Here is a 15,118-nt window from a genome sequence, read left to right as displayed (position 1 = left end):
GCATGTCGCACGGCCGGCGTTAGACCAATCCTGCCGATCTCTTGTCCAATCCTCTAAGGCGGCGAAAGGACGCAGGGGCCAAACAAAACGGCCCGAACTTGCGTTCGGGCCGTTCGCTTTTGATCTGTAAGTGACGCTTACGCGGCAGCTGACTTGGCGGTCGGGACTTCCGAGATGGTCTTCAGGATCTGCGAAGCGATCTGGTAGGGGTCGCCCTGGGAGTTCGGACGACGGTCTTCCAGATAGCCCTTGTACTCATTCTTGACGAAGGAGTGCGGGACGCGGATCGAGGCGCCGCGGTCCGCGATGCCGTAGCTGAACTTGTTCCAGGGAGCCGTTTCGTGCTTGCCGGTCAGACGCTTGTCGTTGTCCGGGCCGTACACGTTGATATGGTCCATCAGGTTCTTGTCGAATTGGGCCATCAGGGCTTCGAAGTAAGCCTTGCCGCCGACCGTACGCATATATTCGGTCGAGAAGTTGGCGTGCATGCCCGAGCCGTTCCAGTCGGTGTCGCCGAGCGGCTTGCAGTGGAATTCGATGTCGATGCCATACTTTTCCGTCAGACGGAGCAGCAGGTAACGCGCGATCCACATTTCGTCAGCGGCCTTCTTGGAGCCCTTGCCGAAGATCTGGAATTCCCACTGGCCCTTCGCCACTTCGGCGTTGATGCCTTCGTGGTTGATGCCGGCTTCGAGGCAGAGGTCGAGATGTTCTTCGACGATCTCGCGGGCAATTGAGCCGACGTTTTTGAAGCCGACGCCGGTGTAGTAGGGGCCCTGCGGTGCGGGATAGCCATCCTCGGGGAAACCGAGCGGACGGCCGTTCTCGTAGAAGAAGTATTCCTGTTCGAAACCGAACCAGGCGCCGGCATCGTCGAGAATGGTAGCGCGCTTGTTGGTGGAGTGCGGGGTGACGCCATCCGGCATCATGACTTCGCACATCACCAGAGCGCCGTTCTCACGGGCCGCATCCGGATAGATCGCAACCGGCTTCAGCACGCAATCGGAGCTGTGGCCTTCGGCCTGCATGGTCGACGAACCGTCGAAGCCCCACAGCGGGAGCTGTTCGAGGGTCGGGAAATCTTCGAATTCCTTGATCTGCGTCTTGCCACGCAGGTTCGGAACCGGCGTGTAACCGTCGAGCCAAATATACTCGAGCTTATACTTTGTCATGCGGGTCTCTCATGAGTTGGCGATGCGTAGGGCGTGAGCCCTGAGCTTGCCGGCGGGCGGACGCAAAATCCGCCCCCAGCGGCGCTGCATATAAAGCACGTAGTATGCCAACTTGTCGCGGCGCAACGCTTTTGTGACGAAAACCGCGGCGCGTCCCCAACGGGGCTGTCATTCGCTGTCTGGAGAGGGCATCGGAGGCCGGGAATCGGTCCGGATTCGCAAATCTTTCAGAGGAATTCGGCCGCGCGCGAAAATACCGGCTGCCCAATTCCCTTGCAGGCTATTTTTGACCGGAACTTTTCTGCCTTTCAGACGCTCAACTGAGAGGTCAGGCGCTGTGTAGGCGGCTTCAAAACCTGCGCGCCCAAAGCGCATGTCTATCGAGTGCGCATATTGTAGCCATTTTGATGCTTCTTACGAGGCAGTCGGCACAAAAGAAGGGCGCCTCTGTTACAATGATGATCCGAAAGGAAAAAACAGATCAGAGGAAGGAAGAGAAGCGATGCCGACGTCTCAAACGCATCACCCCCATACCGCTAAAATCTACCAATTCCCGGTTGGTGGCCGTGGATCGGTCGGCCCGCGGGGACGGCTCAGCAAGCCGTTGGACCTGCGTGCCTCGACCGTGAAAACCGTGGCCGACTATGACAGCTGGTACCACGAGGCTGCCATCCAGGAAGCCAACCGGACCTACGAACATTGACGGTGCTTGGCCGGACGCAAGGTTCACCCGGGCGCGGTTTATCGACGACGATCAAGGGCTGAAACAGCGATGTTTCAGCCCTTTTTCATGACTGGAAACCGGGTTGGCGTCAGACGCCGAAGATCGACCAGCCGAGCCGCTTCGTGAGCGCTTCGAGCGCAATGCGGCCGAGATGCGAATTGCCGTGCTTGTCGAGACCCGGCGCCCAGACTGCGATCGAGGCCTTTCCGGGGGCGACTGCGATAATGCCCCCGCCAACGCCGCTCTTGCCTGGCAGGCCGACGCGATAGGCGAACTCACCCGAACCGTCATAATGGCCGCACATCAGCATCAGCGCGTTGATACGGCGCGCCCGCTCCGACGACACCACCGAGAGCCCGGTCGATGGATTGCGGCCCGAATAAGCCAGATAGCGCGTCGCCATCGCGAGCTGCCGGCACGACATCGCGATCGCGCAGTGGTGGAAATAGACGCCGAGCGTGAAGTCGACGGGATTTTCGACGACGCCGAACGACTTCATGTAATTGGCGAGCGCGGTGTTACGAAAGCCGGTGCGCTTCTCGGACGCGGCGACGGTTTCATCGATCACGATGGAGCTGTCGCCGGACAGAAACTGCATGAAGCGCAGGATTTCGCCGATCGCCTCGCGCGGCTGATGGCCGGACAGGATGACGTCGGTGACGGCGATGGCGCCGGCATTGATGAAGGGATTGCGCGGCACGCCGCGCTCGCGTTCGAGCTGGACGATGGAGTTGAACGGATTACCCGAGGGCTCGCGGCCGACATGTTTCCACAGCCGGTCGCCGACCATGCCGAGCGCCAGCGTCAGCGTGAAGACTTTCGAGATGCTCTGGATCGAGAACGGCACATCGGCGTCGCCGGCGGCTGCGACGTGGCCATCGGCATCGATGACCACAAGACCGAACTGGTTGGGATCGACACCCGCCAGTTCCGGAATATAGCTCGCGACGTCGCCGCGGTCCGTTCGCTGCGCCATCTCGTCGGCAATTTCCTTGACGACGAGATCGAGACTTGGGGCAGCGTGGTTCATTGCAGATCAATCTGGCGAGAAGAAGCGTTAGTACGGAATCCGCAGGATCGCGATGGCGAGGACCGCCTGGGCGATGAAGCCGACCACGAAGGCCAGCGTGCGGAAAATCGGCAGGCCGAGCGTATAGACAATCAGATGCACGACGCGCGACCAGAAATAGACCGCGCAGGCCAGAACAGTAGTCGGGGTCGAAACGTCGGCGGCATTCAGGATCAGCACCAGCGGCGCGAAGATGATGAGATTCTCGACGGCGTTGTCATGGGCGAACATCATCCGGTTGGCCCATTCGGCCTGCGGCCTGTCGGTGCGTGTCGGGTTGGCCATGACGCCGGTGACACCGCGGACCATGATGCGGTTCAGCATATAAGGCACCCAGAGCAGGCCGGTGAGAATCACGGTCAGCGTCAGCCAGAACAATTCGCGCGTCATCCGGGTATCCTTTCAGTCGAAATTCCCGCGGAAAACGCGGAGATGGTCATGCAAAACACACGCGCCGCAAGCGGATGCGACGCGTCCTGGCTGAAATCATAGACGTTTGCTGTGAGGACGCCAAGCAAGCGCGGAGAGGCGGGCCGTTACGCCCGCACCCGCACATAACTGCCGGGGGCGTCTTCCAGCGCGGGGAATGCGTCTGTGCCGACATGGCGGGCAGGAACTTCCTCACCATCGATGCCGGAGAGCCACTCCCGCCAGTTCGGCCACCATGAGCCAGCATGTTCCTGTGCGGTCTTCATCCAGTCGGCGAGATCGGTGGCGTGGGCGTTATCGTTGGTCCAGTACTGGTACTTGCCGGAGGCTGGCGGATTGACCACGCCAGCGATATGGCCGGAGCCGGACAACACGTATTTCACCGGGCCGCCGAAGAATTGCGAGCCGTACAGCACCGATTGCGCCGGCGCGATGTGGTCCTCGCGGGTGGCGAGATTGTAGACGGGCACCTTGACCTTCGAGAGATCAAGCCGGGTGTTGTCGAGGATCATGTTGCCGGTCGAGAGCTTGTTCTCGAGATAGCAGTTGCGCAGATAGAACGAATGGTTCGCCGCCGGCATCCGCGTCGCATCCGAATTCCAGTGCAGCAAATCGAAGGCCGAAGGCGGCTTGCCCTTGAGGTAGTTGTTGACCACGTAGGACCAGATCAGGTCGTTGGATCGCAGCATGTTGAAGGCCATGGCCATCTTGCTGCCTTCCAGCACACCCGCCGCCTGCATGTCCTTTTCCAGAGCCGAGATCTGATCCTCATCGACGAAGACCATGAGGTCGCCGGCATGGGTGAAGTCGACCTGCGCGGCCAGGAACGTCGCCGAGGCCACGCGGACGCGGCGCTTCTCGGCGAGCCAGGCCAGCGTCGAGGCGAGCAGGGTGCCGCCGACGCAATAGCCGATGGTGTGGACCGTCATCTCGCCGGTGACCTGCTCGATCACGTCCATCGCGGTCAGCGGGCCTTCCTTCATATAGTCATCGAAGGTCTTGGCGCCGAGCCGCTTGTCGGGGTTGACCCAGGAGATCACGAACACCGAGACACCCTGGTCGACGGCCCACTTGATGAAGGATTTCTCGGGCTTGAGATCGAGGATGTAAAACTTGTTGATCCAAGGCGGCACGATCAGCAGCGGCGTGCGCAGCACGTTCTCGGTTGCCGGCTGATACTGGATCAGCTGCATCACCTCGTTCTGGAAAATCACTTTGCCCGGCGTCGTCGCCATGTTGACGCCGACTTCGAGATTCTTCGGGTCGGACTGGCGAATGCGGATCGAGCCGCGGCCGGCCTCGATGTCTTCGGCCAGCATGGTCATGCCACGCATCAGGTTGCTGCCATTCGACGCGACCGTCTCGCGCAGCACTTCCGGATTGGTCAGCACGAAGTTCGACGGCGCCATCGCATTGGTGATCTGCTGGACGTAGAACTCCGCTTTCTTGCGGGTATGCGCATCGAGCCCCTCGGCATTCTTGACGAGGTCGTGGGCCCATTGCGTGGTCAGCAGATAGGCCTGCATGACGAAATCGAAGAACTGGTTCGATTTCCATTCGGGATCGCTGAAGCGCTTGTCGCGCGGCGGTGCCTCGATAGCGGGCGAGCTGGTTTCGCCGACCATCCGGCGCATCGCCGAGCCCCAGAGGTCGAGATAGGCCTTGCCGAGTTTCATCTGCAATTCGGCGGCGCGCTTGTCGTCGGACAGCCAGTAGTTGGCGACGATGCTGAATGTCTTGATCAGTTCGGTCAGCTCGTTCGGCGGCTTGTCGACGGTCTCGCCAGTCTGGCGTGGCTGCAGATAGGCGGCCAGCGCCTTGCCGCCATTCTCCATCGCCTTGGCCATGTTGAGCGCAAAAGCTTCGGGATTGAACGGCTTGTCGGTCTTGTCGCCCGAGGTCTTGTTTTCAGCAGCTTTGGCTTCGGCGGCAACTTCGGTCATGGCGCAACAACAGCTTCATTCCAGTCGGGCAACGGTACGTCACCACGCAAATCGATGATGGCACAGTTCGCGGGTTGCCGCAGGATTCGATGTGCTGCACCGCGTCAAACGTCTTGCTTCGGTCATATTGAAGATCCAAGCCTGCATCATGTTCCCCCGGCGTTAATCGTTTGTGACCAGATTGATCGGATGGTGCGCTGCAATGGGGATGAAATCGATTCTAATGCGATGTAGGGTTGTGGCGTGACGCGTAGAGGCACATTCAGGGTGATCGACGGTCGCAGCGCGCGGGCAGTGGCAACCGCCGCCCTGCTGGCGCTGGGCCTTGGCTTGCCGCTTGGCGGCTGCGCCTCGTCGATTGCCGACATGCCCATGGTGGGGACGCCGGCGGGCGCTCCGGCACGTCCGGCCGAGGTGGGCACCTATCTGCCGGTTCACGACCTGCCGACCACCCGCGAAGGCACCGCCATGGCGCCGGCGGACCAGGCCAAGATGCAGGCCGAACTGACTGCCGCCCGCGATCGCCAGGCCGTCGTGCTGCCGGCCAAACCGGCGGCCAAATAGTCAAAACTGCCCGTCGTGACTGGTGTCACCGGGCTTCCGTGATAAAAAGAAACGATTCAACCGCGCGCTGAAGCGGTTTTGGAGCCCGATCCCATGGAAGAATTCTACCGCATCCGCCGACTGCCGCCCTATGTGTTCGAACAGGTCAACCGGGCCAAGGCCGCCGCGCGGAACGCTGGCGCCGATATCATCGACCTCGGCATGGGCAATCCGGATCTGGCGACCCCGCCGCATGTGATCGAGAAGCTCAAGGAGACCTTGGGCAAGCCGCGCACCGACCGCTATTCTGCCTCGAAGGGCATCACCGGCCTCCGCAAGGCCCAGGCCGGCTATTACGAGCGCCGCTTTGGCGTGAAGCTCAATCCCGACACTCAGGTGGTGGCGACGCTGGGCTCCAAGGAAGGCTTCGCGAACGTCGCCCAGGCGATCACCGCGCCCGGCGACGTCGTGCTGTGCCCGAATCCAAGCTATCCGATTCATGCCTTCGGCTTCCTGATGGCTGGCGGCGTGATCCGCTCGGTGCCGTCCGAGCCGACGCCGGACTTCTTCGCCGCCGTCGAGCGCGCCATCATCCATTCGATCCCGAAACCGATCGCGCTGATCGTCTGCTATCCGTCGAACCCGACGGCGCAGGTGGCAACCCTCGATTTCTACAAGGACCTCGTGGCCTTCGCGAAGAAGCACGAGATCTACATTCTTTCGGACCTCGCTTATGCGGAGGTCTATTTCGACGACAAGAACCCGCCGCCCTCAGTGCTGCAGGTACCGGGCGCGATGGACGTCACCGTCGAGTTCACCTCGATGTCGAAGACCTTCTCGATGGCCGGCTGGCGCATGGGCTTTGCGGTCGGCAACGAGCGCATCATTGCCGCGCTGACGCGGGTGAAATCCTATCTCGACTACGGCGCGTTTACGCCCGTGCAGGTCGCGGCGACTGCCGCGCTGAACGGTCCGGACGACTGCATTCGCGAGATGCGTGATGTCTATCGCAAGCGCCGCGACGCGATGGTGGAATCCTTCGGCCGCGCTGGCTGGGACATTCCGCCGCCCTCGGCGTCGATGTTCGCCTGGGCGCCGTTGCCGGAGAAATTCCGCGAGGTCGGCAGCATGCAGTTTGCAACGCTTCTCGTTGAAAAGTCCGGTGTGGTTGTATCTCCCGGCGTCGCCTTCGGCGAGCATGGCGAAGGCTATGTCCGCATTGCGATGGTCGAGAACGAACAACGTATTCGCCAGGCTGCCCGCGGCATTCGCCGCTTCCTTGAAAGCGGTCTCGAAACGTTGCACAACGTGGTTCCTCTCGCCAACCGGCGATAGGCGTGATCCCGAAAGCCGGCAACCGGTTTTCGGACCGGTCATCGCTCAACAAGAATTCCGACAGGTCTGAAGCTTAATGGTCGCACCCCTCAAAGTGGGTATCGCGGGACTCGGCACCGTTGGTGCCGAAGTCGTCCGTCTCATCGAACAGCAGAACTCGATTTTGGCCGCGCGCTGCGGTCGTGGCGTCAAGGTGGTTGCTGTCACCGCGCGCTCCAAGATCAAGAAGCGCGGCGTCGATCTGCGCGGCATCGACTGGATGAAGGATCCGCTGGCGGTTGCTCAGCATCCGGATGTCGAGTGCTTCGTCGAATTGATGGGCGGTGTCGGTGATCCCGCTCTGTCATCGATCGAGGCGGCGCTCGGCGCCGGCAAGTCGGTCGTAACCGCGAACAAGGCACTGATCGCCAAGCATGGTCTGAAGCTCGCGGCATCGGCTGAGAAGCACGGCGGCGCGCTGAATTATGAGGCCGCCGTCGCGGGCGCCATTCCGATCATCAAGACGATCCGCGAAGGTCTCGCCGGCACCGATATCAATCGCGTCTACGGTATTCTCAACGGCACCTGCAACTACATCCTGTCCCGGATGGAGCTGGAGGGCCTGTCCTTCGAGGAATGCCTTAAAGACGCGCAGCGGCTTGGCTACGCCGAAGCCGAGCCGTCCTTCGACGTCGATGGCCACGACACCGCGCAGAAGCTGGCCATTCTCGCCAGCCTCGCATTCGGGACCAAGGTCGCGCAGAGCGCTGTTTCGGTCGAGGGCATTTCGTCCATCGCGGCTGAAGATCTGCGCGCCGCTGCAGAACTCGGCTATCGCGTGAAGCTGCTGGGCGTCGCCATGCGCACCGCGACCGGCATCGAACAGCGCGTGCATCCAACCATGGTGCCGCTGTCGTCCTCCATTGCGCAGGTCATGGGCGTCACCAACGCTGTCACCGTCGACGGTGCCGGCATCGCGCCGATTACGCTGGTCGGTCCGGGCGCTGGCGGCGCTGCGACGGCGTCTGCTGTTCTCGCTGATATCGCCGACGTCGCACGTAACGTGCGCACGTTGCCGTTCGGGCGACCAGTTGCGAAACTCAAGACCACCACCAAGGCGCCGATGGAGCGCCATGAAGGTGGTTATTATATCCGCCTGATGGCGCGCGATCTCGCCGGCACAGCTGCGCGCATCGCGACCCGTCTGGCCGAGCAGAAGATCTCGCTGGAGTCGATCGTGCAGCGCCATCCGAATGGCGGCATCGAGCCGGTCGGCAAGAGCACGAAATCGTCACCTGTGCCTGTTATCCTGATCACCTATGCGACCGCTGAAGACGCGATGCGCCGCGCCCTCCAGGCCGTACAGAGCGACAAGGTGATATCGGGCAAGCCGCAAGTTATCCGGATCGAGAAGAACTAAATCCACGCGTTGAGAGTTGTATGGGATCATCGATCCCTAGGGGTCGTCAGACCCGCCGTAGAAGGAGCCCGCCCATGTCGACCCATATTACCGTCCCACCGCAGCAACTGCTCGAGCGCATTCTGACGCTGGAGATCGTTCGCGTGACCGAGCGCGCGGCAGTGTCGGCTGCGCGGCTGCGTGGTCATGGGCAGGAAAAGGCGGCGGATCAGGCAGCGGTCGATGCGATGCGCCGCGAACTCAACAAGATGCCGATCGATGGCACCATCGTGATCGGCGAGGGCGAGCGCGACGAAGCGCCGATGCTCTATATCGGCGAAAAGGTCGGCATCAATGCGGGCCCCAAGGTCGATATTGCCGTCGATCCGCTCGAAGGCACGACGCTGTGCGCCAAGGACATGCCGGGCTCGATCGCCACCATGGCGATGGCCGACGGCGGCACGCTGCTGCACGCGCCCGACGTCTATATGGACAAGATCGCAATTGGTCCGGGCTACGCCAAGAACGTGATCGACATCGACGCATCGCCGGAAGAGAACATCAAGCGCCTCGCCAAGGCCAAGGGCGTACCGGTGTCGGCGATCACAGCCCTCGTGCTTGAGCGGCCGCGGCACGAAGCATTGATTGCAGCGATCCGCTCGACCGGGGCGGCGCTGCGTCTCATTCCGGACGGCGACGTCGCCGGCGTCATCCACACCACCGATCCCGCCAAATCCGGCATCGACATCTATCTCGGCATTGGCGGAGCACCGGAAGGCGTGCTGGCAGCTGCAGCACTGCGCTGCATCGGTGGCCAGATGCAGACTCGCCTGATCCTCGATACCGACGAGAAGCGCGAGCGTGCGGCGAAGATGGGCGTCACCGATCCGAAGATGATCTATGGCATCGAGGACATGGCGAAGGGCGACTGCCTGTTTGCCGCCACCGGCGTCACCGACGGCGCATTGCTGTCGGGCGTCAAGTTCCGCGGCGACGTCATCGAGACCGAGACCATCGTGATGCGTTCGGTCACAGGCACCGTGCGCATCATCAAGGGCGAGCATCGCCAGCTCGAAAAATTCCACCTGGATTGAGTTCGGTCACATGGCGAAGGCGAATGTTGAGATCCGCCCGGTTGGCCCCGACGAACGGGCCGCCTGGGAGCCGCTGTGGCAGGGCTATCTGACCTTTTACAAGGCGACGCTGCCACAGGTCGCGACGGACACGGCGTGGAAGCGTTTCCATGACGCAAACGAGCAGATGTTCCTGCTCGGCGCCTATGTGGATGGCAAGCTCACCGGCATCGTGCAGTTCCTGTATCACCGCTCATCCTGGACGCCGGGCAACTACTGCTATCTGCAGGATCTGTTCGTCGACAACGGCGCGCGGGGACTTGGCGTCGGTCGCGCTTTGATCGAAGCTGTCTACGCAAAGGCCAAGGCGGACGGCTGCAGCCGTGTGCACTGGCTGACGCAGAACGAGAATGTGCAGGCCAGAATTCTCTACGATCAGGTCGCGGACAATTCCGGATTTATGCAATACCGGAAGATACTCTAACTAAAGGCAATCCGAGCGCGCCAACATGCGCTCGGATTAATCGAACTAAAAACCAAGAAAACAAAATGGGGATGAGACCATGAGCGAGACCGATAACGTCAAGGCTCTGGTGTTCGACGTGTTCGGCACCGTGGTTGACTGGCGTTCCAGCCTGATTGCTGACTGTACCGCGTTCGGCAAAGCGCGCGGCATGACCGCGGACTGGACTGCGCTCGTCGACGCCTGGCGGCAGGCCTACATGCCGTCGATGGACGTGGTGCGTCATCATCCCGAGCGCGGTTTCGTCAAGCTCGATACGCTGCATCGGCAGTCGCTCGATGTGCTGGTCGCCAAATTCGGCATCAACGGGCTCTCGGACAACGATCTGCATTACATGACACTGGGCTGGCACCGGCTGCATCCGTGGGTGGACTCGGTCAGCGGTCTGACGCGCCTGAAGACCAAATACGTCATCAGCCCGTTGTCGAACGGCAATGTAGCGCTGCTGACCAACATGGCGAAATTCGCTGGCCTGCCATGGGACCTGATCATGAGCGCGGAACTGTTCGAACACTACAAGCCCGATCCGCAGGCCTATCTCGGCGCGGCCGCACTGCTCAATCTGAAGCCTGCCGAAGTCATGATGGTTGCGGCGCATAACAACGATCTCGACGCTGCGCAGAAGCTCGGTCTCAAGACCGCCTTCGTGCCGCGCGTCACTGAATATGGTCCGCACCAGAACCGCGATTTCAAGGCCGATGGCGCGTGGGACGTGGTAGCGGATGATTTCAATGATCTGGCGAAGCGGATGGGCTGCTGACGGCCTGAGATTTGCCGAAAGCGGCTGCGCGGCCTATTGCTGATCCCATGACGCCACCGACCATCATTCCCGTCGAATCCCAGCAGGCCTTTCTCGGCGTCACCGAATCCGCCACCGGGCGGATCTGGCGCGACCGGGTGGACCAGCGCGGCGCGGCGCGGGCGCTGGCCATGGTGCAGCGTTATCAATTGCCGGAGATGCTGGCGCGGCTGCTGGCCGGGCGCGGCGTCGAGCTCGATGCGGTCGAGGACTTTCTCGATCCCACCATCCGCAAGCTGATGCCGGACCCGTTCACCATCACGCAGATGGAAGCGGCGGCAAAGCGCATCGCGGATGCCGCGCAGCGCCGGGAGAAGGTGGCGATCTTCGGCGACTACGACGTCGATGGCGCGACGTCGTCGGCGCTGCTGGCCTGGCATCTGCGCCATTGCGGGCTCGATCCGCAGATCCACATTCCCGATCGCATCTTCGAAGGCTATGGCCCCAATGTGGATGCCATCAAAACGCTGGCCGGCAAGGGCGCCACGCTGCTGGTGACTGTCGATTGCGGCACGACGAGCTTCGAACCTCTGGCCGAGGCCAAGAAGCTCGGCATGTCCGTGGTCGTCATCGATCACCATCAGACCGGCGAGGAATTGCCTGACGTCGATGCCGTGGTGAATCCGAACCGGCTCGACGATATTTCCGGTCTCGGTCATCTCGCCGCCGTGGGCCTCGTGCTGATCACGCTGGTCGCCGTCAATCGCGAATTGCGCAAGCGCGGCTTCTGGACCGCGGAGATGCCGGAGCCGGATCTGCTCGGCATGTTGCATCATGTGGCGCTGGGCACTGTGGCCGACGTCGCGCCGCTGATCGGCCTGAACCGCGCCTTTGTCGCCAAGGGTCTCATCGCATTGCGTCGCCGCGATCATGTCGGGCATACCGCATTGATGGATGTGGCGCGTTTGAACGGTCCGCCGGAAGCGTGGCATCTCGGTTTTATGTTGGGACCGCGCATCAATGCCGGCGGCCGCATTGGTCGCGCAGACTTGGGCGTGCGGCTGCTGCTAGAAGGCGATATCTCCGAGGCCGCGAAGATCGCTGCCGAACTCGATCGGCTGAACATCGAGCGCCGTGTGATCGAGCAGGCCGCTGAAGCGCAGGCCGAAGCGGAGGCGCTGGCGTCATTGGGGCTTGAGGACAAAGGCTCCGTGATCGTTACGGCCAGTGAAGGCTGGCATCCCGGCGTCGTCGGTCTCGTCGCCTCGCGCCTGAAGGAAAAATTCTCGCGGCCCGCTTTTGCCATCGCGCTGGAGCCCGGCGGTATCGGCACGGGGTCTGGCCGTTCGATCTCCGGCGTCGATCTCGGCAAGGCCGTGCGACAGGCGGTCACTGACGGGTTGTTGATGAAAGGCGGCGGCCACGCCATGGCCGCGGGCATCACGCTACGCAAGGAGCGGCTCGGCGAATTCCGCGCCTATATCGAAAGCGCGCTGGCTGCGGATGTCGGCAAGTCCCGCAACGAGAAAGAACTGTTCATCGACGGCGCCGTCACCGCGCGCGGTGTGACGACGGATCTGGTGAATACGCTCAATCGTGCAGGACCATTTGGTGCGGCCAATCCCGAGCCGGTGATCGCGCTGCCGGCGCATCAGCTCGCTTATGTCGACGAAGTCGGTCAGGCGCATCTGCGGCTACGCTTCAAGGCGAGCGATGGCGCGATGGTCAACGGCATCGCGTTTCGTTCGGTCGGACAGAAGCTCGGCAATGCATTGCAGGAACTGCGCGGTCAGCCGGTGCATGTGGCGGGATCACTCACCGTGGATCGCTGGCAGGGTGCCGAACGCGTGCAGATGCGCGTGATCGATGTGGCGGCGCCGGATCCCGGGCCGAAGATGATCAGGTAGTCTCACCGCTTTCAACCTGTCGTCACCCGGCTTGACCGGCGCACTCATCCATTTGTGTCTTGTCGGCGCAGCAGTCTGGTCGAATATCGATACCGGTCCGCTGGATGAATGCTGAGCGAGACTTCCGCCAGCTCGCTTGACGCGAACAGATATTGCCGCCGGATCGACAGCGCATGCGCGCCGGTTTCTGCCTTCAGAGGCTCCGCCATCGTCTTCGAAACGCCCACAGCAGATATGTCCTGACGGATCTCGACGAACCGTCGTCCCGAGATCTTTTCGACGAGCGTGCCAAAGATTTCGTGATGCCCGCTCATCTTCGCGCGCACCTCGTCGGCAAAGGCGCCGTCGATATAGACATCGGTCCAGCAGATCGGTGGCTGTGTGACGTCGCCCGGAATCGTGCGCAGACTTGAGATGCACAACCAGCGCCGGCCGGGCTGGCATCCAAGCTGGCTGGCCAACTCGCTGTCCGCGACAATGTCGGCGACGCGCTGCACGTGGCGCTCTGTCTCGGTGCCGAACTGCTGCACCGCCTCGATCGTATTGAGTGCCTGCGTAAAGCCATCGCCACCCTTGGCCGGAGAGGCCGCTTCGACGCGGGTTCCGGCATTGCGTTTGCGGCTCACTAGACCAGACGCCTGCAGCTCCTGCATCGCCGCGCGCACGGTTGATCGGCTCACGGCGAACTGGTCCGCCAGCTCGAATTCTGTCGGCAGTACGGACCCGACGGGATGCCGGCCGTCTGCAATGGCCTCGGTAAGTGCTCGGGCCACGAACGCGTAACGCTTTTCCACCGTCGTCCCTCGACTCCTAAGCCCCTGATCGCAAGATGGAAACCTGATTGGCGACCATCTCGTCAAGGAAGGAGATTGACACGTAGTTTATGTTCGGACAATTTAATATGTACGAACATAATAAGAGGAAGCGTTATGGGCAGCACGGTTTTCGATTCGGTCCTGTTTCGGGACATGTTCGGCACCGCGGAAATGCGGGCGGTCTTCGCCGACGAAGCCCTGGTCGGCCGCTACATCGAGGCCGAAGTCGCGCTGGCCCGTGCGCAGGCTCGCATGGGCGTTGTCCCGAAGGATGCCGCCCAGGCCATCGAGGCCGCCGCCAAATCGATCCGGATCGATTTCGACAAGCTCCGCGCTGAGACCGAAATCGTCGGCTACCCGATCCTGCCACTTGTTCATCAGCTATCCGAGGCCGCCGGAGAGGCGGGCCGCTATGTCCATTGGGGTGCGACCACTCAGGACATCATGGACACCGCCAACGTCCTGCAGATCCGCGCGGCCCTGCAGATCGTTGCACGCGATCTACGCGAGGTCCGCGACATCCTGGTCGCGATGGCGCGCAAATATCGCGACACGCCGATGGCCGGGCGCACCCATCTGCAGCAGGCGCTGCCGGTCACCTTCGGCTACAAGGCCGCCGTCTGGCTCTCTTCCATCGATCGTCACATCGAACGCGTCGATCAGGCACTGCCACGCATCCTGCTCGGCGAGTTCTCCGGCGCCGCGGGGACGCTCGCGTCGGTGGGCGAGGGCGGGTTGGAGATGCAAAGACTGTTCTGCGAGGAGCTCGGCCTGCATCAGCCCTCGATCACCTGGCATGTCGCCCGCGACGGCATCGCCGAAGCGGTCACGCTGCTCGGTCTGATCACCGGTACGCTCGGCAAGATCGCCACCGACGTGATGCTGTTGTCATCGTCGGAATTCGGCGAAGTGTCGGAGCCTTTCGTGCCCGGTCGCGGCGCCTCATCGACGATGCCGCAAAAGCGTAACGCGATTTCCAGCGAACTGATGCTCGCCGCTGCCAAGGCGGTGCGCCAGCACGTCGCGACCATGCTCGACGGCATGATCCATGACCTGGAACGTGCAACGGGGCCGTGGCACCTCGAATGGGTGTCGTTGCCGGAGAGCTTCCTGCTCACCGCCTCGTCGCTGGCAAATGCCAAATTCATGCTGGCCGGACTCGTGGTTCACGAGAAGCGCATGCTGGAGAATCTGGATCTGACACGCGGTCTCATCGTCGCCGAAGCGGTGATGATGGCAGCGGCGCCGAAACTCGGCCGCCAGCATGCGCATGATGTGGTCTACGACGCCTGCCGCAAGGCGATCGAAGGCGGCGGACAGCTCGCCGACATTCTCGCCGAAGTGCCGGAAATCACCGAAGCGCTTGGCGGCAAGGACGCCATCCGTCGCCACTGCGATCCGGCCAACTATCTCGGCCTGTGCGGTCCGATGGTGGATCGCGTGCTGAGCATGAGCAAACGCTGAAACA

General features: G+C 62.1%; 14 protein-coding genes. 9 read left to right on the top strand and 5 right to left on the bottom strand.

The genetic code is table 11. The annotated features are described in order from the left end of the window. Positions 1–137: 137 nt before the first annotated feature. Positions 138–1,172 (bottom strand): glutamine synthetase beta-grasp domain-containing protein, encoded by a 1,035-nt coding sequence (locus AB8B02_RS11340; protein ID WP_089264165.1) that lies wholly within the window; start codon positions 1,170–1,172, stop codon positions 138–140. A 502-nt stretch (positions 1,173–1,674) separates the two neighbouring features. Here AB8B02_RS11340 and AB8B02_RS11335 point away from each other — a divergent pair. Beyond that, positions 1,675–1,875 carry a DUF2735 domain-containing protein gene (locus AB8B02_RS11335; RefSeq protein ID WP_093758441.1) on the top strand — a complete coding sequence of 67 codons (201 nt, stop codon included), beginning with the start codon at positions 1,675–1,677 and terminating at the stop codon, positions 1,873–1,875. A gap of 109 nt (positions 1,876–1,984) precedes the next feature. Here AB8B02_RS11335 and AB8B02_RS11330 read toward each other — a convergent pair whose 3' ends face one another. The 3 genes from AB8B02_RS11330 to AB8B02_RS11320 all read right to left on the bottom strand — a co-directional run bounded on the left by AB8B02_RS11330 (position 1,985) and on the right by AB8B02_RS11320 (position 5,241). After that, on the bottom strand, positions 1,985–2,926 hold the full coding sequence (locus tag AB8B02_RS11330) for a glutaminase (RefSeq protein WP_175368928.1): 942 nt from the start codon (positions 2,924–2,926) through the stop codon (positions 1,985–1,987). 27 nt (positions 2,927–2,953) lie between these two features. Next, positions 2,954–3,355 carry an MAPEG family protein gene (locus AB8B02_RS11325; RefSeq protein ID WP_089264168.1) on the bottom strand — a complete coding sequence of 134 codons (402 nt, stop codon included), beginning with the start codon at positions 3,353–3,355 and terminating at the stop codon, positions 2,954–2,956. Between the two features lie 146 nt (positions 3,356–3,501). Continuing rightward, complete coding sequence (locus AB8B02_RS11320) at positions 3,502–5,241, bottom strand: PHA/PHB synthase family protein (RefSeq protein WP_439064627.1); 1,740 nt, start codon at positions 5,239–5,241, stop codon at positions 3,502–3,504. A gap of 339 nt (positions 5,242–5,580) precedes the next feature. On the opposite strand from AB8B02_RS11320, the gene AB8B02_RS11315 reads away from it, so the two are divergent. From AB8B02_RS11315 to recJ, 7 genes are all read left to right on the top strand, one after another. After that, entirely contained in the window at positions 5,581–5,901 is a 321-nt protein-coding gene (locus tag AB8B02_RS11315) for a hypothetical protein (protein WP_439063946.1), read from the top strand. Between the two features lie 93 nt (positions 5,902–5,994). Then, on the top strand, positions 5,995–7,215 hold the full coding sequence (locus AB8B02_RS11310; RefSeq protein ID WP_093758443.1) for an LL-diaminopimelate aminotransferase: 1,221 nt from the start codon (positions 5,995–5,997) through the stop codon (positions 7,213–7,215). 76 nt (positions 7,216–7,291) lie between these two features. Next, positions 7,292–8,614, top strand: a complete 1,323-nt coding sequence (locus tag AB8B02_RS11305) for a homoserine dehydrogenase (RefSeq protein WP_439063945.1) — start codon at positions 7,292–7,294, stop codon at positions 8,612–8,614. Positions 8,615–8,688: 74 nt separating this feature from the next. Beyond that, the gene (gene glpX / locus AB8B02_RS11300; RefSeq protein ID WP_439063944.1) at positions 8,689–9,687 is read left to right on the top strand and encodes a class II fructose-bisphosphatase; all 999 of its coding nucleotides are present in this window, start codon (positions 8,689–8,691) and stop codon (positions 9,685–9,687) included. Between the two features lie 10 nt (positions 9,688–9,697). Continuing rightward, the gene (locus AB8B02_RS11295; RefSeq protein ID WP_439063943.1) at positions 9,698–10,150 is read left to right on the top strand and encodes a GNAT family N-acetyltransferase; all 453 of its coding nucleotides are present in this window, start codon (positions 9,698–9,700) and stop codon (positions 10,148–10,150) included. A 79-nt stretch (positions 10,151–10,229) separates the two neighbouring features. After that, positions 10,230–10,949 carry a haloacid dehalogenase type II gene (locus tag AB8B02_RS11290; protein WP_439063942.1) on the top strand — a complete coding sequence of 240 codons (720 nt, stop codon included), beginning with the start codon at positions 10,230–10,232 and terminating at the stop codon, positions 10,947–10,949. A gap of 47 nt (positions 10,950–10,996) precedes the next feature. Then, positions 10,997–12,835 (top strand): single-stranded-DNA-specific exonuclease RecJ, encoded by a 1,839-nt coding sequence (gene recJ, locus AB8B02_RS11285; RefSeq protein ID WP_439063941.1) that lies wholly within the window; start codon positions 10,997–10,999, stop codon positions 12,833–12,835. Positions 12,836–12,879: 44 nt separating this feature from the next. On the opposite strand, the gene AB8B02_RS11280 is transcribed toward recJ, so the two are convergent. After that, positions 12,880–13,629: a GntR family transcriptional regulator gene (locus tag AB8B02_RS11280; RefSeq protein WP_439063940.1), complete on the bottom strand. Its 750-nt coding sequence runs from the start codon at positions 13,627–13,629 to the stop codon at positions 12,880–12,882. Positions 13,630–13,764: 135 nt separating this feature from the next. Here AB8B02_RS11280 and AB8B02_RS11275 point away from each other — a divergent pair, with 135 nt between their 5' ends. Next, the gene (locus AB8B02_RS11275) at positions 13,765–15,114 is read left to right on the top strand and encodes a class-II fumarase/aspartase family protein (protein WP_439063939.1); all 1,350 of its coding nucleotides are present in this window, start codon (positions 13,765–13,767) and stop codon (positions 15,112–15,114) included. Positions 15,115–15,118 lie beyond the last annotated feature (4 nt).

Source organism: Tardiphaga sp. 862_B3_N4_1 (assembly GCF_051811085.1).
GTDB lineage: Bacteria > Pseudomonadota > Alphaproteobacteria > Rhizobiales > Xanthobacteraceae > Tardiphaga > Tardiphaga robiniae.
The sequence above is the reverse complement of the archived record's forward strand: the minus strand, read 5'-3'. Positions and strand labels throughout refer to the sequence as shown.